Source organism: Stenotrophomonas sp. 116085_Sma (assembly GCF_056479585.1).
In genome coordinates this window covers 1,101,622-1,126,557 of record NZ_CM151057.1, presented here as the reverse complement: position 1 = coordinate 1,126,557, position 24,936 = coordinate 1,101,622, and the positions used below count along the sequence as shown (strand labels likewise).

The 24,936-nt window shown below is 66.0% G+C and carries 30 protein-coding genes; 24 read left to right on the top strand and 6 right to left on the bottom strand.

Annotated features, from left to right (window positions below; all coding sequences use genetic code 11):
* Nucleotides 1-2 precede the first annotated feature (2 nt).
* From ACZK0Z_RS05180 to ACZK0Z_RS05160, 5 genes are all read right to left on the bottom strand, one after another.
* A complete protein-coding gene (locus ACZK0Z_RS05180) occupies nucleotides 3-1,508 on the bottom strand; it encodes a PepSY domain-containing protein (RefSeq protein ID WP_197632563.1) in 1,506 nt (501 codons plus the stop codon).
* A gap of 11 nt (nucleotides 1,509-1,519) precedes the next feature.
* The gene (locus ACZK0Z_RS05175; RefSeq protein ID WP_197632562.1) at nucleotides 1,520-3,658 is read right to left on the bottom strand and encodes a TonB-dependent siderophore receptor; all 2,139 of its coding nucleotides are present in this window, start codon (nucleotides 3,656-3,658) and stop codon (nucleotides 1,520-1,522) included.
* A 129-nt stretch (nucleotides 3,659-3,787) separates the two neighbouring features.
* A complete protein-coding gene (locus tag ACZK0Z_RS05170; protein ID WP_197632561.1) occupies nucleotides 3,788-4,174 on the bottom strand; it encodes a DUF2946 family protein in 387 nt (128 codons plus the stop codon).
* Nucleotides 4,175-4,385: 211 nt separating this feature from the next.
* On the bottom strand, nucleotides 4,386-4,640 hold the full coding sequence (locus ACZK0Z_RS05165; RefSeq protein WP_005408345.1) for a hypothetical protein: 255 nt from the start codon (nucleotides 4,638-4,640) through the stop codon (nucleotides 4,386-4,388).
* A gap of 11 nt (nucleotides 4,641-4,651) precedes the next feature.
* Entirely contained in the window at nucleotides 4,652-4,876 is a 225-nt protein-coding gene (locus tag ACZK0Z_RS05160) for a hypothetical protein (protein ID WP_197632560.1), read from the bottom strand.
* A 487-nt stretch (nucleotides 4,877-5,363) separates the two neighbouring features.
* Here ACZK0Z_RS05160 and ACZK0Z_RS05155 point away from each other — a divergent pair, with 487 nt between their 5' ends.
* The 24 genes from ACZK0Z_RS05155 to ACZK0Z_RS05040 all read left to right on the top strand — a co-directional run bounded on the left by ACZK0Z_RS05155 (nucleotide 5,364) and on the right by ACZK0Z_RS05040 (nucleotide 24,180).
* On the top strand, nucleotides 5,364-7,700 hold the full coding sequence (locus ACZK0Z_RS05155; protein ID WP_197632559.1) for a VapE domain-containing protein: 2,337 nt from the start codon (nucleotides 5,364-5,366) through the stop codon (nucleotides 7,698-7,700).
* Nucleotides 7,701-7,976, top strand: coding sequence for a DUF7696 family protein (locus ACZK0Z_RS05150; protein ID WP_049430152.1), 276 nt, complete (start codon nucleotides 7,701-7,703; stop codon nucleotides 7,974-7,976).
* 74 nt (nucleotides 7,977-8,050) lie between these two features.
* Nucleotides 8,051-8,278 carry a hypothetical protein gene (locus ACZK0Z_RS05145; RefSeq protein WP_197632558.1) on the top strand — a complete coding sequence of 76 codons (228 nt, stop codon included), beginning with the start codon at nucleotides 8,051-8,053 and terminating at the stop codon, nucleotides 8,276-8,278.
* 41 nt (nucleotides 8,279-8,319) lie between these two features.
* A complete protein-coding gene (locus ACZK0Z_RS05140; protein WP_197632557.1) occupies nucleotides 8,320-8,958 on the top strand; it encodes a deoxynucleotide monophosphate kinase family protein in 639 nt (212 codons plus the stop codon).
* Between the two features lie 151 nt (nucleotides 8,959-9,109).
* On the top strand, nucleotides 9,110-9,493 hold the full coding sequence (locus ACZK0Z_RS05135; protein WP_049430156.1) for a hypothetical protein: 384 nt from the start codon (nucleotides 9,110-9,112) through the stop codon (nucleotides 9,491-9,493).
* Nucleotides 9,494-9,846: 353 nt separating this feature from the next.
* Complete coding sequence (locus tag ACZK0Z_RS05130; protein WP_238378677.1) at nucleotides 9,847-10,275, top strand: helix-turn-helix domain-containing protein; 429 nt, start codon at nucleotides 9,847-9,849, stop codon at nucleotides 10,273-10,275.
* The gene (locus ACZK0Z_RS05125; RefSeq protein ID WP_049430158.1) at nucleotides 10,272-10,622 is read left to right on the top strand and encodes a hypothetical protein; all 351 of its coding nucleotides are present in this window, start codon (nucleotides 10,272-10,274) and stop codon (nucleotides 10,620-10,622) included. The genes ACZK0Z_RS05130 and ACZK0Z_RS05125 overlap by 4 nt, the downstream gene beginning before the upstream one ends.
* The gene (locus ACZK0Z_RS05120; protein ID WP_049430159.1) at nucleotides 10,619-11,104 is read left to right on the top strand and encodes a glycoside hydrolase family 24 protein; all 486 of its coding nucleotides are present in this window, start codon (nucleotides 10,619-10,621) and stop codon (nucleotides 11,102-11,104) included. The genes ACZK0Z_RS05125 and ACZK0Z_RS05120 overlap by 4 nt, the downstream gene beginning before the upstream one ends.
* Nucleotides 11,101-11,478: a hypothetical protein gene (locus ACZK0Z_RS05115; protein WP_049430160.1), complete on the top strand. Its 378-nt coding sequence runs from the start codon at nucleotides 11,101-11,103 to the stop codon at nucleotides 11,476-11,478. Before ACZK0Z_RS05120 ends, ACZK0Z_RS05115 begins: the two co-directional genes overlap by 4 nt.
* Nucleotides 11,384-11,713, top strand: a complete 330-nt coding sequence (locus tag ACZK0Z_RS05110; RefSeq protein WP_197632578.1) for a hypothetical protein — start codon at nucleotides 11,384-11,386, stop codon at nucleotides 11,711-11,713. The genes ACZK0Z_RS05115 and ACZK0Z_RS05110 overlap by 95 nt, the downstream gene beginning before the upstream one ends.
* A gap of 116 nt (nucleotides 11,714-11,829) precedes the next feature.
* Nucleotides 11,830-12,384, top strand: coding sequence for a hypothetical protein (locus ACZK0Z_RS05105; protein ID WP_049430162.1), 555 nt, complete (start codon nucleotides 11,830-11,832; stop codon nucleotides 12,382-12,384).
* Complete coding sequence (locus ACZK0Z_RS05100) at nucleotides 12,381-12,971, top strand: phage baseplate assembly protein V (protein WP_049430163.1); 591 nt, start codon at nucleotides 12,381-12,383, stop codon at nucleotides 12,969-12,971. The genes ACZK0Z_RS05105 and ACZK0Z_RS05100 overlap by 4 nt, the downstream gene beginning before the upstream one ends.
* Before the next feature lie 52 nt (nucleotides 12,972-13,023).
* Nucleotides 13,024-13,362 (top strand): GPW/gp25 family protein, encoded by a 339-nt coding sequence (locus ACZK0Z_RS05095; RefSeq protein ID WP_197632556.1) that lies wholly within the window; start codon nucleotides 13,024-13,026, stop codon nucleotides 13,360-13,362.
* Between the two features lie 2 nt (nucleotides 13,363-13,364).
* Nucleotides 13,365-14,261, top strand: coding sequence for a baseplate J/gp47 family protein (locus ACZK0Z_RS05090; RefSeq protein WP_197632555.1), 897 nt, complete (start codon nucleotides 13,365-13,367; stop codon nucleotides 14,259-14,261).
* Between the two features lie 223 nt (nucleotides 14,262-14,484).
* Nucleotides 14,485-15,033, top strand: coding sequence for a phage tail protein I (locus ACZK0Z_RS05085; protein ID WP_238378719.1), 549 nt, complete (start codon nucleotides 14,485-14,487; stop codon nucleotides 15,031-15,033).
* 7 nt (nucleotides 15,034-15,040) lie between these two features.
* Nucleotides 15,041-17,032, top strand: a complete 1,992-nt coding sequence (locus ACZK0Z_RS05080) for a tail fiber domain-containing protein (RefSeq protein WP_197632553.1) — start codon at nucleotides 15,041-15,043, stop codon at nucleotides 17,030-17,032.
* Nucleotide 17,033: 1 nt separating this feature from the next.
* Nucleotides 17,034-17,693 carry a hypothetical protein gene (locus ACZK0Z_RS05075; protein ID WP_197632552.1) on the top strand — a complete coding sequence of 220 codons (660 nt, stop codon included), beginning with the start codon at nucleotides 17,034-17,036 and terminating at the stop codon, nucleotides 17,691-17,693.
* 106 nt (nucleotides 17,694-17,799) lie between these two features.
* Nucleotides 17,800-19,002 carry a phage tail sheath C-terminal domain-containing protein gene (locus tag ACZK0Z_RS05070; RefSeq protein ID WP_197632551.1) on the top strand — a complete coding sequence of 401 codons (1,203 nt, stop codon included), beginning with the start codon at nucleotides 17,800-17,802 and terminating at the stop codon, nucleotides 19,000-19,002.
* A gap of 2 nt (nucleotides 19,003-19,004) precedes the next feature.
* On the top strand, nucleotides 19,005-19,508 hold the full coding sequence (locus ACZK0Z_RS05065; RefSeq protein WP_049430170.1) for a phage major tail tube protein: 504 nt from the start codon (nucleotides 19,005-19,007) through the stop codon (nucleotides 19,506-19,508).
* Nucleotides 19,509-19,588: 80 nt separating this feature from the next.
* Nucleotides 19,589-19,879: a phage tail assembly protein gene (locus tag ACZK0Z_RS05060; protein WP_005412456.1), complete on the top strand. Its 291-nt coding sequence runs from the start codon at nucleotides 19,589-19,591 to the stop codon at nucleotides 19,877-19,879.
* A gap of 120 nt (nucleotides 19,880-19,999) precedes the next feature.
* On the top strand, nucleotides 20,000-22,447 hold the full coding sequence (locus tag ACZK0Z_RS05055; RefSeq protein ID WP_197632550.1) for a phage tail tape measure protein: 2,448 nt from the start codon (nucleotides 20,000-20,002) through the stop codon (nucleotides 22,445-22,447).
* 2 nt (nucleotides 22,448-22,449) lie between these two features.
* Nucleotides 22,450-22,917, top strand: coding sequence for a phage tail protein (locus ACZK0Z_RS05050; RefSeq protein WP_049430173.1), 468 nt, complete (start codon nucleotides 22,450-22,452; stop codon nucleotides 22,915-22,917).
* Complete coding sequence (locus ACZK0Z_RS05045; RefSeq protein ID WP_049430174.1) at nucleotides 22,901-23,116, top strand: tail protein X; 216 nt, start codon at nucleotides 22,901-22,903, stop codon at nucleotides 23,114-23,116. The genes ACZK0Z_RS05050 and ACZK0Z_RS05045 overlap by 17 nt, the downstream gene beginning before the upstream one ends.
* Entirely contained in the window at nucleotides 23,107-24,180 is a 1,074-nt protein-coding gene (locus ACZK0Z_RS05040; protein ID WP_197619841.1) for a contractile injection system protein, VgrG/Pvc8 family, read from the top strand. The genes ACZK0Z_RS05045 and ACZK0Z_RS05040 overlap by 10 nt, the downstream gene beginning before the upstream one ends.
* 80 nt (nucleotides 24,181-24,260) lie before the next feature.
* On the opposite strand, the gene ACZK0Z_RS05035 is transcribed toward ACZK0Z_RS05040, so the two are convergent.
* On the bottom strand, nucleotides 24,261-24,641 hold the full coding sequence (locus tag ACZK0Z_RS05035) for a tautomerase family protein (RefSeq protein ID WP_049430176.1): 381 nt from the start codon (nucleotides 24,639-24,641) through the stop codon (nucleotides 24,261-24,263).
* Nucleotides 24,642-24,936: the final 295 nt, after the last annotated feature.

Below are 24,936 nucleotides of genomic sequence, written 5' to 3'. Positions count from 1 at the left end.
CATCAGCGTCGCCGGCGCCGCAGCTTCATCCGCAACCGGCGGTAGCCAATCACTACGGCCGTCGCGCACAACGCCGTACCCGCAACGCTCAACAACAGCAGAACAGCCAATCGGGCGCTATCGAAGCGCAGCATCGCCGGCAGGTCCCAGCTGTGCAGGAAGTAGAACAGCCAGCGCCCGACACGCTCCCGATGTCCCATCGTCAGCAGTGGATCGCCGGTGGCCAGGTCGAGATAGACGCGCGTCGCCTCTGCATCACCGAAGTCCGCCACCGCCACCGGGAAGCGGCGTACGGCTGCACCGTTCATCGCTTCAGGTGAGCGCGGATAGAAGTACGCGTCCGGCGCCTGCTGGACCGCGAATCCCTGCATCGGCGCATCAGACATGGCGCGCACCTTCTGCTGCAGCCAATCCGCAGGCAGTTTCCGCAAGACCTGCAGTTCTCCATCTGCGCTGGACACGATGCGGGTATCACCCCGCCCATCCAGCAACACTGCGAACAGTTCGCCGCCGATGCGCCGCCACTGGACCTCCACTGGCCTGAAGTTCCGGGCACCCGCCGCCGCCAGCAGTGCTGCAGGCTCACCCAGCATTCCATCCACGGCTGCCGCGCCGCCACGATAGCGTTCACTGTCGATCGCCTCGCGCGTGCTGCTGAAGACGCCCAAAGGGTTCATCGACATCAGTCCGCTGAAGATCCAGGTGAACACGAATGCCGCTGCCACCAGCCCGATCAGGTGGTGCCAACGCATCCACGGCTCGACATACGGCGTCTTCGCGCCAGTGCGGTAGTGCCCACGGAAGCGCCAGCGCCACACACCCACCACGATGCCGCTGATTGCCGCCACCGTGCACAACGCTGAAAGCACGATCACCACCCACGTCCACACCGGATCGACCGACTGCATGCGCAGGAAGTACAGCCAGTGCAGCAACGCACCCACGTAATTCCAGCGCTGCTGCACGCGCGGCGCGTCCAGCACCACTTCGCCGGTGTGCGAGGACACATACACATCCCCCGGCTGCGCGCCGCCCACCTCGACCCGGTACAGTGGCCGATGCGCATCCAGCGCGCGCGAATGGGTCCAGCGGTCCTCATCCACGCGCATCGCCCCAACGAAGGCCTGCCCACCGGCGAACTGCGCGGCCGACGCTTCGGCGCGCTGGGCGGAAACCGGCAGCAGCGCCTGGCCGGTCCGTACCGACCACGCACCGACGTTGCTGCCGCTGCGCACTACATACGCCGCTTCACCGCCCACCGTGGTCAGGGCCACGGCTTCCGGTTCGGCCTGTACAGCATCCGGCAGCGCCGACAGTCCTCGCCAATCCCCTGCGTCACCCAGCACCGGCAACGCTGCCAGCCGCTCGCCGGGCGTCAACTTCGGGTAGCCGATGAACAGCATCACCATGCCGCTGATGAACCACAGCAGCATCAACAGGCATCCGCCGATGCCCAGCCAGCGGTGCACCAGATAGGTCCAGCGCTTGGCAGTGGAACGCAACGACATGGCCAGTGCCCTCAGAACCGATGGTCGACGGTGAACTCGACGCGCCGATCCGGTCCCAGCAGCCATTGGGTACTGGCGTAGTACGCCGTGGCGTAGTACGCCTTGTCGAACACATTGAACAGGCGCGCCGACAACCGCGTGCGCGGTGACGCCTGCCAGGTCAGCGCCAGGTCGGTGGTGCTGTAGCCGGGCAGTTCCAGGGTGTTGGCATTGTCGGCGTAGCGCTTGCCGACGTAACGCACGCCTGCGGCCGCGCTCCAGTCGGGCAGGAACTGCCAGCTCACCCACACATTGGCCAGGCGCTCAGCCACGTTCGGCGGCACATTGCCATCGCGCGGGACCAGTACTGCCGGCGAACCGGTGGTTTCCAGGAAGTCCTCGAACCCGGCCTTCAGCACCGTGGCATTGGCATCGAGCGACCACCGCGGCGCGAAGGCCCAGTTCAACGATGCCTCGATGCCGCGCGAGGTCTGCGCGCCCACCTGTACCCGGCGATCCGGCACCAGCGGGTCGCGGCTGAGCAAGCCGGTCTTGCGGATGCGATAGGCCGCCAGGGTCCACTCGCCACCGTCAAACGCCTGCTTCAGGCCCACCTCGACCTGCCGTCCCTTGGCGAGGTCGAAAGCACCGTTGGCCGGGCTGATCATCAGCAGGCCGCTGACCGGGTCCGCCGCCTGCGAGTACTGCGCGTAGAGGCTCAACGTCGGGCGCAGCGCGAACACCGTGCCTGCGCGCCAGCCGGTGCTGCTGTAGGTCTTCGAGAATGCGCTCTGGCCGCTGATCAGATCGGTGCGTTCGATGCGCGCGCGGTCATGGCGCAGCCCACCCAGCACCGACCAACGCTCGCTCAACGTCAGGTGGTCTTCCACGAACAGCGCGTACTGCTCGGCACCATTGCGATAGCGCGGCAGGTTCGGCGCATCGCTGGCGAACTGCCCCGGCACCGGATGGAACGGATCGACCGGGCCGGAGCTGCCGGCGTAGGTGTTGTTGGTGTGCTTGAAGTGCGCACGGTTGGCGTCCAGGCCTACGGCAAAATTGTTCTGCAGCCCCCCCACACTGCCCTGCACGCGCAGCGTCGAGGTCAGGCCGGTCTGGTCCTGGTTGTGGGTGATCTGGGTATTGCCCGAACGATCGATCAACCCGGTTCGCGGGTTGTAGACATAGGCCTCGGCATTGCGCCAGTCGCGCTGGCTGTCGATCTGGTAGACGCGCGTGCGCCATTCCACGTTCGCATTCGGTGTCCACAGCGCATCGAGTTGCGTCCAGCGGTCACGAAAGCGGATGTCACTGTCTTCCACGTTGTAGTTGCGGTGGCGCAGTGCGTCCAACTGTCGGCCATCCACCAGGGGCGTACCGAAGTAGCGCATCGGCTTCTGGTGGCCCTGCGCATGGGTCAGGGTCAGCTGCAGGTCCGTGCGTGGCTGCCACAGCAGTGCGCCGGAGAAGGTGGCATCACTGCTTCGCCCGCGATCAACCCAGCCACCGCTGTAGTTGCCGCTCACGTCCACGCGGTAGGCCAGCTCTGGCGTCAGCGCGCCGCCACTGCCGAAGCCCAGGCGTGCGGTGTCCTCGCTGCCCACGGTCACGCTGATCTCGTTCTCGATGGCACCGCGCGTCGGCTTCTTCGGCACGATGTTGATGACCCCGCCGATGGCACCATCGCCATGGATGACCGAGGCCGGACCCCGCAGCACTTCGATGCGCTCGATGGACCAGGTATCGAACGGGAACGTGATGCCCACGCCGCCGTACTGGCGCAGCCCATCGTACAGGCGCATCACTGAAGCGCCGTCGGTGAAGCCACGGCTGGACAGCGCACTCAGGCCATTGCCCGGGTGCGGCATCGCACTGATCGCGCCTGCCCGGCTGATTGCATCATTAAGGTTGGTGTCGCCGCGCTGTTCCAGCTGCGCGCGCGAAATCACCGTCAGGCTGGCCGGTGTCTGCAGCACGCTCAGGCCCAACGCAGAGCCTGCGCTGGCGGTGGATGACAGCTCGCCGCTGCGGGTATCAACCACGCGCACGGTATCCAGTGTGGTTGGTGGTGCCGCATCGGCGGCAAGTACTGGGGCGCTGTGCACGAGCAACGCGCACATGACAGGCAGCGTCGCCCGGCGCAGGCGCGCGGAGTTGGGGTTCGTTTTCATTTGTTCACGGCATGCAAGGCCACCCAGCAATGGCAGGGCAGCAATCAGAAAGGGACAGACACGCGCGTGCGGGCACCGGCCGTGGCCGGCAACCTCATGGAAAAACGATCAATGCACTGCGCGTGTGGCTCAGGCAGCCATGAAGGCCGGTGGCCCGCGCGCTCCCAATGTGCCGCTGACCCGCTGCGGCAACGCCTGCACTGCACCCCGCAACGCATGGCATATCGATGCCATCGGTGCCAGCAGCAGCAATGCCGCCACCAGCAGGGTGATCAGCCGTGCGGCGATCAGGCAGTAGTCGCAGTCCACGCCCATCTCATGCTCGGCGTGTGGATCGGCGGGCGGCTTCTTCGCGACCTCGCCCTGCTGCATCGCCATCGCGTGGTGCCCGTGATGGCCCTCCATCGCATGCTGCGCATGCTGGGAATGATCCATCGCCGCCATCGGCACAGCCGCTGCAACGTGACCATGCGCCAGCCAGCGGCTCACCAGCGGGGCAAGCAGCACCAGCAGCATGGCTAGCCATGCCAGGGCCTGGAACCGGCGGTGGAGGACAGAACGACGCACCCGGCCATTCTACGGGCCTGCGACCAACCTTGGACCACGTTCAGGGTTGCCCTGCCGCCGGTGCGACGTTATGACGCAGCCTCCAGCGCAGGGGATCGTCCACTGCCCGAGGGGGACGGAAGGCAGCCTGGCCGGCCCCTTCCGTCCCCGCACCGGATGACTAGAACCGCGCCGGCTGCTGCACCGCGCGCTCCAGGAACATGACACCCGCCTGCAGGCTGTTGCGGGCGTTCTCCAACCAGCGCTCCGGATCGGCTACCGCGAATCGCTCCTGTGCATCCACATCACCCGAGTCGGCCAGATCAGCCAGCTGCAGATGGATGTGGTTCTCCACCAGGCTCACCAGCACGGCGAGCTCGGCCGATAAACCGGCGATGCGTTCGGTGAAGCCAGCGTCGTTGCTGTTCAGAGACATGTCCCCTGTTCCTATGCGTTGCGGTGTTGATGGATGGCTTCGAAACGCTCGGCACAGGCAGGCCCACAGAACAGCCTTGCCGGATCGTTGTCGAAGTCTTCGCTGCAGTCCGGGTTGTGGCATTCCCCCATGGGAGTGAGAGGGGCAACGTTGCTGGCCCGCGTTGCGTGCTGGGCCAGGGCGCGTTGCCGGTGGCGCGCTTCCATTTCCTGCGCTTCGTCGATGGTGTCCGTCATGCGGGTTGTATTTTATCGAGGGGTGGTCGCACCGATTGAGAACGTCGCAACGACCGTCAACGACGCGGATTCCGCGGCGGATCGGCGTTCGTGGTTGCAGTGGATTTCAAACATGCAGGCTCCTTGTGCACGGGCGCCCGAAGGCGCGGTGGAGAGAAACGAAGGGCCGTCGCTGACGGCAGTCACATCATCCGAAAGGCGGTTCTCGCCAACTGCGACGCATCGCCACGATCACAGCAATCTGCAAACGCCATCGCAGATCCAACGTGTACTGGTCGGCTTGGTCGCGACCGGGGATGAAAGGTGCTGTAAGGTGTTGCAAAAGAAGCCCCATTCCGACACCATGAACGTGTCACCACCACCCATCACGTCCTGACCACGCCGCATCGGTCCGCCGCCGCGTGACCTGCACAAGCCAGGCACTGCACAGCACGTTGGCCGCCATCGGCCGCCGTGGACCGATCCACGCTCCCAGGGGCCCCGTCGAATGCACACACCGCATCCCACGCAGGACATCGTTCCCGCGTTCCTGCAGGCCATGCACGCGCACGGCATCGTGCCGGACGCGCGCGGCCGCGACGCGCTCAACGCCGATGGCACGCTGGTGCGTTTCCATGTGGAAGGCGACCGTCGTGGCACGCGCAACGGGTGGGCCGTGTTGTTTGGAGACCATGTGCCGGCCGGCGAGTTCGGCAGCTGGCGGACCGGCACCCGCCATGCCTGGTGCGCGAAATCGCCGACCGCGTTGAGTGCGGCCGAGCAGCGCGCCATCCGGCAACGCCAGGAAGCGGCCCGCAGCGAGCGCGAACGGCATCAGCGCGAGCGCGAGGACGCTGCCGCCAAAGCCGCCAACGTGCTGTGGAACCGTGCCATTCCCGCCGACGTCCAGCACCCCTATCTGGTACGCAAGGGCATCCACGCACATGGCCTGCGCGCGGCGCCGTGGCCGGTGCGCAACAGCGATGGCCTGGTCTTCCGCCATATCGACAATGTCCTGCTGGTGCCGGTGATGAACAGCGCGGGCCGTATCGTCTCGTTGCAGGCGATCTTTCCCCGCGTGGATCCAGCACTTGGCCGTGACAAGGACTTCCTTTCCGGTGGCCGCAAGCAGGGCTGCTTCCATGTCATCGGCAAGCCGGCCCCTGGCCAACCGATCGCCATTGCAGAGGGCTATGCCACCGCCGCATCCATCCACCAGGCCACGGGCTGGTGCGTGGTGGTGGCCTGGGATGCAGGCAACCTTGGCGCGGTCGCCCGGGCCTGGCGCGGCGCCATGCCGGACGCATCGTTCGTGCTGTGTGCCGACAACGATCAATGGACGCGGCAGCCGCTGGACAACCCGGGCGTCACCCTGGCCACGCAGGCTGCCGCGGACATCGATGCCCGCGTGGCCTGGCCCGAGTTCGCCGCGCTGCATGGCGACGATGACCGTCCTACCGACTTCAACGACCTGCATCTGCGTGAAGGGCTGGACGCCGTGCGTACCCAGCTGTTGCCTCCCGCACCGCCCACAGCAGGCGACGACGTGGCGCAGGACGATGCGCCCTCATCGGCCAGCGCGCGTTACCAGGTGCCTGGCAACCTGTCCGCATTCGATGCCTTCACCCCGTTTCCCGACACCAGTGCGCGCGGGCGGCCGTTGCCAACGGCCCGCAACCTGGCCGAGCTGTGCCGCCGTACCGGTGTGACCGTGCGCTACAACGTCATCCGCAAGGACCTGGAAATCCTGGTCCCGGGGCTGCAGACGACCGTGGACAACGCCAAGGAAGTCGCGGCAGGCGAAGTGATGGACTGCATGCACCGCGCCGGCATGGCCACCGCCAGCTTCGAGACCAACCTGTGCCAGGTGGCCGAAGCCAATCCCTACAACCCGGTCGCCAGCTGGATCACCTCGCGGCCGTGGGATGGCCAGACCCGCTTGCAGGTGTTCTTCGACACCGTGCAGGAAGCCCAGCCCACGCGCATGGCCGACGGCCGCGTGCTGAAGGAGGTCCTGATGCGGCGCTGGCTGATCTCCGGCGTGGCGGCCGCCTTTGAGTCCGATGGCGTGGTCGCGCGCGGCGTACTGACGTTCGTCTCGAAGCAGAACCTGGGCAAGACGCGCTGGGCACGGCAGCTGGCGCCGGCCGAGCTGCAGCTGATCGCCGATGGCGTGGTGCTCGATCCGGCCAACAAGGACAGCGTCAAGCAGGTCATCTCCAAGTGGATCGTCGAACTGGGCGAGGTCGATGCCACCTTCCGCCGTACCGATATCGCGGCGCTGAAATCATTCATCTCGCGCAGCCATGACGAGATCCGCCGCCCCTACGCGCGCACCGAATCCCGCTACGCACGGCGCACCATCCTGTTTGCCAGTGTCAACGACGAACGCTTCCTGCGCGATGCCACCGGCAACACCCGCTGGTGGACCGTGCACGCCGTGGCGCTGGGCGAACCGGCACGGATCGACATGCAGCAGGTCTGGGCAGAGGCCCATGCGCTGTACTGCAGCGGCGAGACCTGGCACCTGACTGCCGAGGAACTGGATGCGCTGAATGCCACCAACAGCGAACACGAACCCATCTCGCCGATCGCCGAACTGATCGATCGCCATTTCGACTGGTCGCTCCCTGCCGAACACTGGAGCGCGCATTACCGCGCCACCGAGATCGTCATCGCGGTGGGCATCGACAAACCCAACCGTCGCGAGGTGAACGAGGCCGCCGCCTACGTGGTCAAACGCCATGGCGTACGCACCCGCGTGGTGGGCAAGGAGCGGGCCAAGGTCTGGCTGATGCCAGAGCGCAGACGCACTCTCGCCGAGCATGCGGCAGGCCCGTTCTAGATGCCACGCCTGCATGATGGTCGCGACGTTGACAGCAGCAGCGACGACTGGCGCCTGCACTGCGAAGCACGTCGCCTGCTGCAACTGGACGGCTACCGGCGCATGGGCAACGACGGGCGCTGGACGGCGGTCAGTCCGCGCCGACATCGCCAGCAGTATCTCGAGGGTGTCCTGGCCGCACGCGGCGCAGTTGAGCGTGAGCGCCTGGCCGTGGCGGCATTGCGACTGTGGATCGCACGCCAGCCAGATCGACCAGGTCATGATGCAAGTAGATGAAAGGTGTTGACTGGAGTCATCTGCAAAGGCAAGATGCCTGTATCGGCCCGCCACCTTCAAGGAGCGCTTCCGCCATGCCCCGTCCCCGACTGCATGCCTTCGAAGGTGAGCAGCTGACCGTGCAGCAGATCCACCAGCGGGTACCGGTGCTGTCCGAGCGGACCATCCGCGACCACCTTGCTGCCGGCCGACGTACCCGCACCGCCATGCTGTGCTTTGACCCGATCGCCGCGGCGGCCCGAGGTGGTCGCATTACCCAGCGCATCCTCCGCGCCCGCAGCCTCGCCGGTCGTGATTCCTGACCCGCCAGCACCTGCAGCATTCTTCCAGGAGTAGATTCCGCATGATTCCCGCCTCCCTCGACAGCAGTCATCGCATGATTGCCGACACACTGGCCGCGTTCCGTGCCGGCGCTGCACTGGGCAGCATCGCCCTGCGGCCGGCGCCGCGCGCGCGCGTACCGCTCTACATCGGCATCGCCGGCAGCAAGCGCTCGGGCAAGGACACACTCGCCAATGGGCTGGCATCGGCGTTGGCGCTGCCACGCGACAGCTTCGCGGCCCCATTGCGCCAGTTCGTCGCCTCCCTCCTCGGGCTCTCCCTGCATGAACTGGACCGCCGCAAGGAGGACGCCATCGATTGGCTGGCCGAACTCACCCCGCGCCAGCTGATGCAGACCGCCGGTACCGAATGGGGACGTGACCGCGTCCATCCCGAACTGTGGGTACGCTCGCTGTTCGCACGCCTGCCCGAGGGCGGGCTGGTACCCGACGTCCGATTCGCCAATGAGGCGCGCGCGATCCGGCGCCGCGGTGGTGTCGTGATCCGCGTCAACCGCCCGGGCCATTGCAGCAGCGACCCTCATGCCAGCGAGCAGCCGCTGCCGCATGAACTGGTCGACATCGAAGTCGACAACGACGGCACCCCGGCCGATCTGGTCCGCAGATCGCTGGACCAGCTGCTTTCACGCGGTGTGATCTGATCCGGAATCAGGACCAGCTACCCGCCCATCCGCTGAACCCACTGCAGGCCACGACCCATCATCGGCGAAAATGATGTAAGGTCATCCCCCATCACCGACGACACCTGTCGTCACCCTGCATCCCCAACCCATTTCGCAAAGAGGAAACGCCATGGAGGTCGAACAGTTCACGTCGACGCGCCTGAAGGCCATCGAGTTGTTCAAGTCCCAGCCCAAGGGCAGCAAGGACAACGTGAGCCTGGATGCGATCTTCATCTCGCTGTGCACGCTGGCCACTGCCCAGGCCGATGCTGGCAGCACCCGGCAGTCGCGCACCGTGGCCCGCCCGGGCAGCCAGCAGCCGCCTGCGCCATGGTTCGTCGAAACCCTCGCGGCCCTGAAGGGCAAGGGTGAGTCGATCACCGTTGCGCGCTTCCTGATGTTCGCCAACCGCTTCCCGGTCAAGCGCATGGACCAGGTCAACGCGGCACGCTGGCTGCGCGACGCCGGGTACATCCCCCGCAAGACCGGCGGCAACCTGGTATTCGATCTTTGATCCAGCGCCTCCTGCAGTCCTGAAGCCCCGGCATCTTCCGGGGCTTTTTTTTGCGGCCAGTACACGGCGGATGAGGCCATGTGGCGGGTGGCCGTCCTCACCCTGTACCTGCCCGTTCCCCTTGATCTGCCTCCGTTCCTGCCAGGTGAGGACAACGAGTACGGATGTACAGGAAAACAGCAGCGGCCAGTGCAGGCGGATGCAGCGCACTGCAAGCAGGCGGGGCGTGATCCTCACCCGTCCTCGCGCACGGCTGAACGCCTTCAGCGCGCCGACATCAAAGTAGATGAAAGGTGTTGACTGACCGGACGGGATGGCAACAGTGGAGATCAATGCCACTGAAGACATCCTCCATGAACGCCCTGCCCGACAGCATCCAGACCTTGGCCGAGGTCATCGGCGAATCCGCAGCCCTCACGCTGGTGCGTGCGTGGCCGCCGACCACCTCCAGCACCACCGGCCGTCACCGTGTCATTGTCTACGTCCCCTCCACCCTGCCCGACCAGCATCGGCTGATCGACATCCTTGGCCACGACGTCGCCCAGCGGCTGGTCGCGCACTTCGGCGGCGAACTGTTGTTCCTGGCGTCCTGCTTCGCTGCCGGCGCGCACGAACGCCGTGAACAGATCGCCCGCGCGGTCGCCAGCGGCATGCCACGCGACCATGTCGCGCGTGAGTTCGGCGTCTCCCAGACCACCATCAAGCGTGCCCTGCGCGGTGCGCGCAGTGCGCCGCCACCGGCCGTGCACCCGGCCCTGCTCAAGGGGTACGCACGCGCATGAACGAGAGCGACCTGCTGGCCGGCGTGCCAGACTGGGCCAAGTACCTGGGCGGGACCTCGGGCGTGCTGATCGCGGTGTCGTTGTGGCTGCGCCAGTGGCTGTCGTCGGCCAAGGTCGACCGCACCGCCGATGAAGCCACCAGCAACACCCTGCGCACGCTGCAGGAACAACTCGCGGCCGAACGTACACGCGCCGATGGACTGATGCACGAACGCGAGGCAATGGCCCAGGAGATCGGGCAGCTGCGTGGTGAAGTCAGTGCCCTGCGTGCGCAGATCACCCAGCAGAGCGTACAGATAGACGCCCTGCTGGCCCTGGTTCGCAGGCAACCGGGAGCGGCCGCATGACCGTCGCCGCCGCCAGCGCCCTCGGTGGCACCAACGTCGCTGCGTTCCTGGACATGCTGGCCGTGTCCGAAGGCACCGACATTCCGGGCCAGCGCTCACGTGACCGCGGCTACGACGTCATCGTCGGCGGCCAGCTGTTCACCGACTACCGCGACCATCCCCGCGTGCTGGTGTCGCTGCCGCGCTATGGCATCAAGTCCAGCGCCGCCGGCCGCTACCAGTTCCTGCGCAGCACCTGGGACGACCTGCGCTCACGCCTGGGCCTGCCCGACTTCGGGCCGGTCTCGCAGGACCGTGCAGCAGTCGCCCTGCTGAAGCAGTGCGGTGCCTACGAGCTGATCCGGCTGGGACGCTTCGATGCCGCCGTTACCGCGGCACGGCGCATCTGGGCGTCGCTGCCAGGCGCCGGCTACGGGCAGAAGGAGCACGCACTGGAAACACTGCGCGCGGCCTACCGGGCCGCCGGTGGAGCCCTGCAGTGACGCCCGGGACCCTGAGGCTGGGCATCGGACTGCTGGTCCTTGCCGGCAGCCACGCGAGCTGCGCCTGGCTGGGATGGACCCTGCGCGGCCGCAGCGCGGACCTTGCCGCTGCCACCACCCGGGCGGCACAGCAGGCGGCCCGCACCGATGCAGCCCAGCGCGCGCACCAGCAGGCCCTGGACAACAGCGCCGCAGGCGCGCAGGCCGAATCACAACGCGTGGCCCAGCAGGCCCGCCGCACCGAACAATTCAACACCCTGCAACGGGACATCGAGACCCATGCCAAGACTCCTGGTCGTGATCGCGGCGACGCTGACGCTGAGTTCGTGCGCATCTGGCGCGAGGCCAACGCCGGCCACGCCCTGCCGCGCTGATCTCAGCATCGCACCGGCCCAGCTGCTTCCCCCTTCCCGCCTGCCAGACCTGCACGCGGCCAGCGATGACGCGCTGCTGCGCAATCACGTTGCCGTCGCACAGCAGTACCACGCGCTGGCCGACCAGCTGAGTGCGCTGCTGTGCAGCCTCGGCAACCAGCACGGCATCACCATCAATGGCTCCGTGCCGGCAGCACCTGCCCACTGCGACAGCAGCGCCACTCCCGCGCGCTGAGCCTGCCGGACACGGCCACGCCTGCAATGCCACCCCACAGCGGTGATGGCAACACTGGCTGCTGACCGCGCGCATTGCAGCGCTACGCCCTTCCTCCCCTCTCTGCATGAGCTGACATGGCGAACGATCCCTTCCCTCCCACGCTCGATCCGCTGATTGCCGCGATCGAAGCCGCGATCCGCGCACGCTTTCCCGGGTTTGCAAGCGTCGAGTTCCATCGCGATGCCAGCGCTGAGGGGATGCCCCTGCCGGCCTGCCTTCTGGCGATGACCCGCTGTGATCGCAGCCGTGACAACAATGATGGCAGTGGCCTGCTGCAGGCCACGCTGCGTTTCGAAGCCCGCATCGCGCTGCCGGCAACCGACGCAAGCACAGCGCTGCAGCTGCGCAATGCGGCCCTCGCCCTGGCGACCTGGCTGCACCAGCTCGGCCGCTTTCCCGGCGTTGCCAGCGGCGCGATCGATGTGATCGCGGCGTCGCCCGAAGACCCAGCGGCAGCACAGCCGGGCCTGCGCACCTGGATCGTTGAGTGGTCGCTGCCGGTCGCGCTGGGCGACAACCCGTGGGACGACGCCGGTGGCGTGGTGCCGCAGGCGTCCTACAGCTTCGCGCCGGAGATCGGTCGCGCCCATGAGTCCCGCTACCAGCTGTTGCCGGAGCGCGCACGATGAGCGCCGAACACGCGCGGCTGATCGGCAACCTGCTGATGATCGGCGTGGTGCGCGAACTCGACGAGGCAAACGGGCGCGTTCGCGTCGATGCCGACGGCATGCTTACCGACTGGATTCCCTGGCTGGAGCGCCGCGCGGGGCCGGGCATGCGCAGCTGGTGCGCCCCCGAACCAGGCGAGCAGGTCGTGCTGGCGTGCCCCTATGGCGACCCCGGCCAGGCGCTGGTACTCGGCAGCCTGTATCAGGACCGCTTTCCGCCACCCGCCGACTCGCGCCTGCGGCAGCGCACCGAGTTCGCCGACGGCAGCACCGTCGAGTACGACCAGGAAACCACCACGCTGAGCGTTAACGTCGGCAGCGGCAAGGTCATCGTCACCTGTGCAAGCGCGCAGGTGATCGCCAGCGAATCGATCGTGCTCGACACGCCCTCGATCAAGGCGAGCGGCGATCTGGATGTCAGCGGCGCGATCAGCGCCGGCAAGGACATCAGCACACCCGGCGAGATCAAGGCCGGTGCCATCGGCCTGAAGGCACACAAGCACACCGCCCAGGGCCCAACCGCCCCGACCACGCCGGCCCAGGCCTGAACGGCCACGCCTGCAATGCCCTGAAAACCCGCACTCCACGACGATAGAGACCATGCGAGGAATCAACGCCAACACTGGCAAATCACTGGATGGCCTGGCCCATCTGCATCAATCCGTGCGTGACATCCTCACCACGCCCCTTGGCTCGCGCGTACTGCGCCGCGAATACGGCTCGCGCGTATTTGAACTGATCGATGCGCCGACCAACCGCTCGCTGCGCATGGACCTAGTCGCCGCCACCGTCGACGCACTCGCGCGATGGGAACCGCGGCTCCACGTCGACACCGTCGACGTCTCCCTCCCCGCCCCCGGCGTGATGATCCTGGCAGTGACCGGAATCCATCTTCCCGACGGGCAGGCCATCACCATCGAAGGAATCGAGGTTCGCTAACCGTGGCATCCGGCTCGTTCACCAGTGTCAATCTGTCCCAGCTGCCTGCCCCGGCGGTCATCGAAGTGCTCGATTTCGAAGCCATGTTCGATGAATCGCTGACCGCGCTGCAGGCCCTGGATCCCGCCTTCGACGCGCTGCTGCCGTCGGACCCCGCCTTCAAGATCCTGGAGGTCTGCACCTACCTGCGTCTGCTCGATCGCCAGCGCGTCAACGACGCCGCGCGTGGCGTGATGCTGGCCTATGCCGTCGGCAGCGACCTGGATCACCTCGCCGCGATCTTCGGCGTCGTCCGCCAGGTGCTCGACCCGGGCAAACCGCAGGAAGGCGTTCCTCCTCGATATGAAGGCGATGAGGACTTCCGCCGCCGCATCCAGCTGGGCCCGGAAGGCTTCAGCGTGGCGGGGCCGGAGGGCGCCTATGTGTTCCATGCGCTGAGCGCGGACCCGCGCGTGCTCGACGCCAGCGCGACCAGTCCGGCCCCGGGCGAGGTCGTGGTCTCGGTGCTGTCGCGCGAAGCGGATGGAACCGCCACCCAGGGCCTGCTCGACATCGTCGAGGCGAAGCTGAGCGCGGATGACGTGCGACCGCTGACCGACCACGTGCTGGTGAAGCCGGCAATGATCGTCAACTACACGGTCGACGCCACGCTGTTCACCTTTGCCGGCCCGGATTCGCAGGTCGTGCTTGCCGAAGCGCGCACCCGCCTGGACCGCTACATCAGCGAGTCACACCGTCTCGGCCGCGATGTCACCCGTTCGGGGTTGTTCGCCGCATTGCATGCCGAGGGCGTGCAGCGCGTGGAGATCGTCCATCCAGCTGCAGATGTGGTGGTGGACCGAACCCAGGCCACGCACTGCACCGGCGTGACCCTGACCCACGGCGGCACCGATGAATGAGCCGAGCACGCGCCTGATCAACGCGCGCCTGCGCGGCGCGATCGATGGCCGCAACCGCACCTTCCGCCACCCCGGCGGCGCGCTGGCGAGCCTGCAGTCGGTATTCCGCACCGATGCGCACGGCCGGCAGCTGCTGCAGGGCGCCGTCATCGACGGCGGCGTAGTCACCCTGGCCGCTGCACCGGCACCCGGCGAGGTCATCGATGGTGACGCCCAGGTGGTGGTGCCCTCGGCGGCGAACCTGCTTCCCGCCAACGCCACCCACGCCGAGCGAGCGCTTGCCCGCGCCATCGTTGCACGTCCGTTGCCGGTGGACATCACCGCGCTGTGGGATGCCGACCGCTGCCCGACCGCACTGCTGCCCTGGCTGGCCTGGGCGCTGTCGCTGGACGAATGGAAAGCCTACTGGCCCGAAGCGGTGAAGCGCGCCCGGGTGCGTACGGCCATCGCCATCCAGCGACGCAAGGGCACCGCCGGCAGCGTGCGCGACGTGGTGGCCGCCTTCGGCGGCTCGGTGCTGATCCGCGAGTGGTGGCAGTTGCAGCCCAGGGGCGCGCCGCACACCTTCGAAGCGGTGATGACCATCGCCAACCAGGATGGCCAGTCCGCCACGGCGATGTTCGTCGAGGACGTCATCGGCGAAATCACCCGGACCAAGCCGGTGCGCTCGCATTTCACCTTTACCCAGGGCATGCAGGCCGACGCCGCCGTCGGCGCACTGGCAGCCGCCCACGCCACGGCCTTCCGCCGCCTTCAACTGATCGGAGAGTAACCCCCGCATGCGCCTGAAAATCACCGATGCCGGCTTCGCCAAGCTGGTCAATCCGCCGAACACCGGCACCAACGCCGTCCTGATCACCCAGATCGGCCTGACCTCGACCGCCTTCGTGCCTTCAGCCGGGCTCACCGCGCTGCCCGGCGAGATCAAGCGCGTCGCCACCTTCGGCGGCCAGGCCGTGGGCGATGACACCGTGCACGTCACCATCCGCGACGACAGCGCCACCTCCTACACGCTGCGCGGTTTCGGCCTGTACCTGGCCGACGGCACCCTGTTTGCCAGCTACGGCCAGGCCGATCCGATCATGGAGAAGTCGGCCGCATCGATGCTGCTGCTGGCCACCGATACCCGCTTCAGCGGGATCGACACAACGCAGATCCAGTTCGGCGACGCCGGCTTCCTCTATCCACCGGCCACCACCGAGGTGGTCGGCGTGGTCGAGCTGGCCACCAGCACTGAAGCCGAAGATGCCACCGACACCCAGCGCGCGGTCACCCCGCGTGGCCTGCGCGCCTACACCGACAAGCGCTTCGGCGCCAGCGCCCCGACCGCGCTGGCGAAGACGCTGCTGTCTGCGGCGAACACCACCGCGGCGCGCACTGCCCTGGAACTGAAGAGCGCCGCGCTGAAGGACACCGGGCATGGCAACGGCCTGGACGCCGACACCCTGGACGGCAAGCACGCCTCCGAGTTCGCCCTGGCCGGTGACTTCGCCACCGTGGGCCACAAGCATGTGATTGCCGATGTGACCGGACTGCAGCCGGCGCTGGATGGCAAGGCATCCAGGGGCGGCAACACGTTCACCGACCAGCAGTTCATCAGCGGCACGTATCCGTTGCTGGGCTTCGGTGCCGCCGGCGCCGAACAATCCTTCATAGGCGGCTGGGGCAATTCCAGCCTGTGGCGCGTATGGAGCGCCGATCGCAGTGCCAGTAGTGAGATCACCATCAAGCATGGCGACGGCCCGCGCTGGAATGGATCGGCGATGTGGCATGCGGGGAACTTCGCGCCCGAATCGAAGATGGACAAGTCTGGCGGAACGTTCACTGGCCATGTTGCAGTGAACGGCAATTCGCTGCGCTCCTATGGTTGGAATGGGGTGCCCAACGATGGCGTTATTGTGTTGGGTGATGCGAACTCCTACATCTTCAAAAATGGCTCGAACTTCACTTTCGCAAACTCAGCGGGTGGGTTCACCTCCACACTCAGTACTGGTGGATCCATCTGGACGAGTGGGAACTTTGATCCCGCAAGCAAAATAAACAGGACCGGCGACACTGTGACCGGTTCACTGCGCGTCAACGCGTATCTGTACACCCAGGCAGCCGCAGGACACAACTTGATCAGATTCATCAGCAATGGAGCCGGAACCACCGTGCTCCAGTCAGTGAATCCGGCCGAGAATGCCTTTGCACCACTTGAGCTGCGCGGCTCCACTGTTTCTGTGATTGGACCCGCCTCCTTCAATGAAACCGTAACCACGGTAGGCTCGCTCATCAGTGCTGGTGGCTGCGTTCGAACAAACGCAGGCACCGATGTACTTGCCGGCTACGTTGCGTTCCATCGTGCGGATGGAACACGTATGGGATACGTAGGCTGGGGGGATGGAAATCGGATCCAGTACTCTGCGGAGAATGGATTCACCGGTCATGCCTTCATCGGTAGTGTATCTGCCACAGGCGGATACGACTTCGGCTCCTCACGAAAGTTGAAGAACATCGAGGGCGTACTTCCCTACGGTCTGGCTGCTGTAGAGAAAATGGAACTGGCCGCCGGCCACTACAAGCCTGAGTACAACGACGACGGTCGTCGCCGCCTGTTCTTCGTCGCCGAGCAGCTGGCCGAGCTGGTGCCGGAAGCAGTCGACCTGGAAGGTGTCGAGTTCCAGGGTGAACGCGTGGCGTCGGTCAAGCTCGACCAGCTGCTGCCGGTCATGGCCAAGGCCATCCAGGAACTGGCCGCCGAAGTGCGCGCACTGAAAGCGGAGCGCTGACATGCCCAGCGGATATCGCTCTTCCGGTATCGACTTTGACGACCTGTTCGATCCGTACGTCGAAGGTCCGCAGGCACAGGACTCGAGCCGCCGTATCGGCGGCACCGACCTGAGCCGCCGCTACGCCCACATCCAGTACGGCAGCAAACGTGCCGACGTAGGCCATCGCATCAACGGCATGGACGTATCCAACCTGTGGGCGGCCCGGGGCACCGCAAGCTACCGGCTGCCCTTCCACGGCAAGGACTACTCAGCCGGCAATGGCGCCAAAACAAACTCATTCGGCGATGTCACGGCGTCGGTGCAGATCAGCCTGCTGTCCGACGGCAACTTCACCGTCCACAGCAACAGTTACGGCGGTGGCAACGATGCCACCGCCCAGGTGGATTCCGGTCGCTGGGCACCGGCGGGTGCCAATCCCGGCCAGTACGAAGTGCAGTTCACGGCCGGCAACACAGGGGCTGCTTCGTTCAGCACAAGCGCACCGTCGTTCTCCTCACTTGCGACATCGCGCTTGGCAACCGTATCCATCAGCATTCCTGCGGCATCTTCCATGTACGAGAGCGTCACGGTTGAGATAGCCGTTCATCTCCGTCGTTCCGGCAGCCCCGCTCAGGTTTCAACCGTATACGCCAACGTCGCTGTCTCGGGCTGGTACTGATTGCACATCGGGCCACCGCTGCAATTATCCCGACCGCCACATTCTCCGAACATTACCCCGTCGCCTGCACAAGCCGGCACACACCCACACCGAGGAAGAACCCCGAATGACCGAATTTCTCCATGGCGTACAGGTCGTCAACATCGATACCGGTGCCCGATCGATTGCCATCGCCTCCAGCAGCGTGATCGGCATCGTCGGCACCGCACCGCTGGCCGACACCGAAGCGTTCCCCGTCAACACGCCCGTCCTGGTGACCTCGCCGTCGCAGGCCACCAAGCTGTCGGCCACCACCGGCACCGATGCCGGCACCCTGCCCGGTGCGCTCGACGCGATCTTCGACCAGTCCAGTGCCGTCGTCGTCGTCGTCCGCGTCGAGAAGGGCGCCAATGAAAGCGCCACCCTGGCCAACGTGCTGGGCGGCGTGAACGCCCAGACCGGCGCGTACGAAGGCGTGCATGCGCTGCTGGCCGCCAAGTCCATCGTCGGCGTCAAGCCGCGCATCCTGGTCGCACCCGGCTTCACCCATGTGCACCCAGCCGACCCGGCCAAGCCGGAGGCCGTGCTGGCCAACCCGGTCGTCGCGGAACTGCTCGGCATTGCCGACAAGCTGCGCGCAGTGATCATCAAGGATGGCCCGAACAGCAACGACGACGCGGCCAAGTCCACCGCTGCACTGACCGGCTCCAAGCGTGTCTACGTGGTCGACCCGGCGCTGCTGGTGCAGTCCGGTGATGCCATCGTCACCCGCTATGCCTCCGGTGCCGTGGCCGGCGCCATCGCCCGCAGCGACAACGAGCGCGGCTGGTGGGCGTCGCCGTCGAACCTGGAACTCAACGGCGTGGTCGGCACCGCGCGTGCAATCGACTTCGGCCTGTCCGATGCGACCAGCCGCGCCAACCTGCTGAACCAGGCCAACGTGGCAACGGTCATCCGCGAAGGGGGCTTCCGCCTGTGGGGCAACCGCACCACCAGCATCGATCCGAAGTGGCAGTTCCTGTGCGTGGTACGCACCGCCGACATCATCGCCGACAGCCTGGAAGCCGCCCACCTGTGGGCCGTCGACCGCGGCATCAGCAAGACCTACGTCGATGACGTGCGCGAGGGTGTCAATGCCTTCCTGCGCGGGCTGAAGACCCAGGGCGCGATCCTCGGCGGCAACTGCTGGATCGACCCGGAACTGAACGCAGCGGACAGCGTGGCCCAGGGCCGCTTCTACTGGGACTTCGACTTCACCCCGACCTACCCGGGTGAGCAGCTGACCTTCCGCATGCACATGAACAACAACTACGTCTCGGAGATCTTCTAAGCATGGCGCGCAAGATCCGCAAAAACTTCAACTTCTACGTCGACGGCAAGGGTTATGCCGGCAGCGTGATGTCCTTCACCGCCCCCAAGCTGTCGCTGAAGACCGAGGACTTCCAGGCCGGCGGCATGCTCGCCCCGACCGAGATCGTGCTCGGCCATGAAAAGCTCACTGCTGATGTCGAGTTTGCCTCGGATGACGCGGAGATCATGACCAAGTTCCACGTCATCGAGAGCAAGGAATACGGCTTCACCGCCCGTGAAGCCCTGGAAGGCGATGACGGCGAAGTGACCCAGGTCGTGCACAACATGCGCGGCAAGGTGAAGCTGCTGGACCGCGGCGAAACCAAGGTTGGCGAGAAAGGCACGATCAAGGTCAACCTGGCGCTGAGCTACTACAAGCTGACCCATGGCGCCCAGGTCGTGCAGGAGATCGACGTGGTCAACATGATCGCGCGCCAGGGTGGCGTGGACGTACTGGCCGGCATCCGCGGCGCACTGGGCATCTGAACCCTCGCCGCATTGAAGAACCCGGGGGCGCCTCGCGCCCCCGCATCCATCGAACCGCATCGCATTCCAGGAACGCATCCATGTCCAGCAAGACCAAGACCCCCACCGACACCGTCATCGAGCGCGATGGCTTTGCCGAGATCACCCTCACCCGCCCGCGCCAGGTCAACGGCATGGAGACCGCCGTGCTGCGCATGCGCGAACCGACCGTGGAAGACATGGAGCGCTACCAGGACGACAAGGGCAGCGACGCCCAGCGTGAGGTGCGGATGATCGCCAACCTGTGCGAGATCTCGCCGGACGACGTGCGCAAGATGCCGTTGCGCGACTACGCACGACTGCAGGCAGGCGTCGCGCTTTTTACCACCTGACCCTGCCTCAGATCAGGCAGGGAGTGCTCGCCCTGGCCGGCCATACCGGCTGGGGCCTGCGCGAGATCATGACACTGCGGGTGTCGAAGTTCATCTGGTGGATTCAGGGATTGCCGGTACATGGCCAGTAACGTTCAAACGACAACGATCACGATCGGCGGCGAGGTGTCCAAGTCACTGAAGGACGCCTTCTCCTTTGCCAACGATGGTATCAAGCGCCTCGGCACCGAGGTGACCCTGCTGGATCGCAGGCTCGCGCGCATGAGTACGACCAGCAAGGAGTACGCCCGCATGCGTACCCAGGTCGATGCTCTGCGTACCTCGCAGGTGGCGCTGGAGAGCATCGAAGCAAAGCGCGACGCCAACCTGGAGAAGCGCGGGAAGCTCGGCTCGGCATTTGGCGAGGCACGCGGCACACTCGGCACCGCCGTCACCGCACTGGCCAAGCCGGTCGAGAACGCCTCCGGCTTCGCCCGCCAGAACCAGCAGATCGGCGTGGCAGCCAACCTCAGCCGCGCCCAGGTCAGCGCACTGGGGCAGGCCATCCTGGAACAGTCGCGTGCAACCAACCAGGGCGCCGACGCGCTGCAACGCTCGATCAGGCTGATGATCGACGCCGGCATGGATGCGCAGTCGGCCCAGGCCAGCCTCGGTGCTGTCGGGCGGACCACCACCGTCACCGGTGCCAGCATCGATGATGTGGCCCAGGCCGCGGCCGCCCTGCAGCAGTCGTTCGATATCGATCCCTCGCGCATGCAGAACGCGCTGGACGTGCTGGTAGTGAACAGCCAGCAGGGCGGCCTGGGCCTGAAGGACATGGCCCAGGTGCTGCCGGTGCTGGGTTCCTCGTTCGAGGCGATGAAGCTGCAGGGTACATCGGCGGCGGCTACGCTGGGTGCGGCACTGGAAGCCACGCTGGACTCGGCAGGTGGCGCTGACAAGGCCGCCAGCAACATGAAGAGCTTCATGTCCGAGGTGCTCTCGCCGGACATTCAGGAGAAGGCCAAGAAGAGCCTGAACCTGGATCTGCGCAAGATCATCGGCGATGCACAAACCAGCGGCGGCAATCCCTTCGATGCTGCGATGCAGGGGATCATCCAGGCCACCGCGGGCGACCAGAAGAAGATCGGCGCACTGTTCGGCGATGCGCAGGCGAAGAACTTCGTCCAGCCGATGATCGAGAACTGGGACACCTACGTTCGAGTCCGCGACAAGGCGCTGAATGGATCGGCGGGCACCACCGATGCAGCCTATGCCGATGCGATGCAGACCGACCCGCAGAAGATCGAGGGCGCCAAAATCGCCGTGGACAACCTGTCCAAGGCCTTCGGTGCCGCGCTGCTACCGGCGGTGGGCGAAGCGGCGGTCAAGCTGACCGAACTGCTGAACGGGGTCACCTCGTTCGTGCAGGAGAACCCGAAGCTGATCGCCAACACCACGCAGATCGTGGTCGGCATGCTGGGCCTGCGCACCGCGGTGCTCGGCGCCCGCTACGCCTGGACGTTCCTGCAGGGCCCGATCCTGGCCGTGCAGAAGGCCTTCGAGCTGTTCCGTGGCGGCAGCCTGCTGGCCCAGTTGGGACGCTTCGGGCCGATGGCGATGCGCCTGGCGTCGGGCTTCCGCATCGTCGCTACCGCCGTCGGTGCCATCGGTGGTGGCCCCATCGCTCTTGCGGTCGCCGCCATCACCGCCGGCGCCCTGCTGGTGCGCAAGTACTGGGAGCCGATCAAGGCGTTCCTGGGCGGCGTCTGGGAAGGTCTCAGCGGTGCAGGCACCGCGGCGATGGGGGAACTGATGCGCGCGGTCGAACCGCTGCGCCCCGCCTGGGAAGTCATGAGCGGGCTGATCGGGCAGGCCTGGGATTGGCTGTCGAAGATGCTGGAACCGGCGCAGTACACCGGCAACGAACTGTCACGCGTCGGCCAGATCGGCTCACTGGTAGGCGAGGCGCTGCTGACCAACTTCCGGCTGGTCATCCAGGTCATCGGCGGCGTGGTGGGGGCAGTGGTGTGGCTGGGCGAGATGCTCGGCACCGTCGCCGGTTTCATCAGCGAGACGCTCGGCAGCATCTGGGAGTCGATCAGCGAGAAGGCAACGGCGGCGTTCGACCGCATCCTGGAGAAGCTCAAGCCGGTCATTGAAGGCGTTGGCTGGTTCATGGACAAGCTCGGCGGCGGCGTGGGCGCGGCCAAGGACAAGGCACTGGGCGTTGCCCAGGACGGGCTGCAGACCGCAGTGGGCGCCGCCAACATCTACAGCAGCATGAAGGCACGCGGTGGTGGTGGCATTGGTGACATGGCACGGGTCGCATATGCCGTCGGCACCGACAGCAACGATGGCTTGAACCGGCGCATGGCTGAGCTGAGCGGTGCGCAGGGACGCACTGCACCGGCCATGCCCTCGCCCACCACCCGTGCACCCACCACCGTGCAGCAACAACAGACCAACAACATCACCATCCACCAGCAACCAGGTGAATCCAGCGAATCCGTAGCACGTCGCACCGCCGACGAACTGCAGCGTCGCAACGCGGTTGCCGCCCGTGGTGGCCTTGCAGACAGGAATTGAGCATGAAGCGCGAGTTCGTAACCGGCACAGTGGACAAGCTGCTGTCGCAGTTCAAAGCCAACGATTCCGGCAACGCTCCGGTGCTGCTGATGCTGGGTGGTTTCAAGTTCAGCCTCAACACCGCCGTGTTCCAGGATATCCAGCAGAGCAACGAGTATGGCTGGGCAGCGCAGGAACGCATCGGCCAGATGGCTGCGCTGCAGTACACCGGGCCCGGCAAGGCCAGCATGACGCTGCCTGGCGTCATCCACTATGCGTTCCGCGGTGCCGGCAATGAGCTCTCGCAGCTGCGCAAGCTGGCCGCGCAGGGCAAGCCACAGCGGCTGCTGACCGGCAAGGGCGGGAACCTGGGGCTGTGGGTCATCGACAAGATCGACGCCACCGCCTCCGGTTTCACTGCCGATGCTGGAATCCAACGGCACGAATTCACCCTCTCCCTGCGGAAGCACAGCGATGGCACGAACGTATAACACCCGCGACGGCGACGTCGTCGACCGCATCGCGTACACGCACTATGGCGAACAATCACCAGCCATCCTGCGCGCGGTATTCGACGCCAACCCGGGCCTGGCCGCACGCGGCGCGGTACTGCCTGCCGGCATGGCGATCACCCTGCCGGATGTGCAGCGCCCGGCAAACGAGCGCAAGGGAGTGGCCCTGTGGGACTGAACATCACGCCGGCATTCCGCGTGGTGGCCAACAACCAGGACATCACCGACACCATCAGGTCGCGCTTCAAGTCGCTGCGGATCACCGACGAGACCGACAACAACTCGGACATGCTGGAACTGCAGTTGGCCGACCATGATCCTTCCGATCCGATCCAGCTGCCGCCGGCAGGCGCGGAGCTGGAAGCCTTCATCGGTTACGACGGTGACGTGCGGCGCATGGGCCTGTACATCTGCGACGAGGTGGAGATTTCCGGCTACCCGGGCAGCATGACCCTGCGCGCCCGCGCGGCGCCGTTCGAGGCCAGCAAGGGCGGCAAGAACGATCTGCAGACGCAGAAGACACGCACCTGGAAGAAGGGCACGACCATCGGCGGCATGGTGCAACGCATGGCCGGCGAACACGGAATGGAGGCTGCCGTGAGCGGGTCGCTTGCATCGATCGCGCTGCCACTGACGGTGCAGTCGCAGGAGTCGGACATGAACCTGCTGCTGCGCCTGGCCAAGCAGCATGACGCCATCGCCAAGCCGGGCGGCGGCCGCCTGATGTTCGTCAAGCGAGGCGAATCCACCAGTGCCAGCGGTGAGCGCATTCCCGACGTCACCCTGACCCCGGCCGATGGCAGTGGCTACAAGGTGAACATCGTCTCGCGCGAGAAGACCGGCACCACCATTGCCTATTACCGCGATGTCCGCGGTGCCACGCGCCAGGAAGTGAAGCTGGGCAGCGGTGAGCCGATCGTGCGCCTGCGCATGGCCTACGCCGACCGCGAAACCGCCGAAGCTGCAGCGCGTGCCAAACACCAGGAACAGGCCCGGCAGACGCGTACGCTGAGCTACACCCTACCCGGCCGCGAGACGCTGATGGCCGAAGCCACGGTGGTGATGCAGGGCTTCCGCGATGGCGTGGATGGGCAGTGGCTGGTCAAGCGCGCCGAGCACAACATCAGCCACGATGGCTACGTGACCAGCATCGAGTGCGAACAACCCAACAGTGCCGACGCAGTGAAGGCGGCCCGCAGTGCCGCCGCCACCGAAGGCAAGCAGGTCGGCAGCGAGGTGTAGATCCACGCGGGCGTGGATCTACATCGGCGGCCTCGACCAAGCTCGGTAGATCCACGCCATGCGTGGATGCTTTTCGCGCATCAACTCACGTACTGCGCAACCCCGCTCCCGAACGACCAGTTCTCCTTCTTCACTTCCACCAGGTTGATGAACACATCCTCGCGGCGGATGCCCACTGCCGCGTGCAGGCCATCAGCAATGCCGGCATACAGCGCCTTCTTCTGCTCCAGCGTGCGCCCTTCGTTCCAGGTGATCTGGATGCAGATGAAATCGTCGGTGCGGTCCACGCCCAGGTAGCTGGCGTCGTAGATCAGCGTGCCTGGCTCGTGTTCCTGGAAGATCTGGAAGCGGTCGTTTTCCGGCACGCCCACCGCGCGCATGGCCTGGTAGATGGTTTCGCCGACACGTTGCAGGTAGTCGGCGGATTTACCTTTGCGAAGATCGATGCGGGCGAGCGGCATGGTGGCACTCCAGCGTGGATGGGTACGGTGACAGGCTGAGACTACGCCTGCCCGGGGCGGCGGAACAGCGCAGGGATGGAACCCTCTGCCTTCATTCGTGACATGCCCCCTCTCCCGCGCGAGGTGACGTGATTGGCATGGCGGCGCGGCTCCGCAGGCGTCATGCGCACGGTCGGCAGGGGCGGCGATCTGCGCCATCAGTGACGTGCCGCACTACTCGCAGGTGTTGCACGGCACACAACGGAAAACGTCTGGCCTGCCTAGGGAAAGTTGAGAACTTTCCCTACAGACCGAT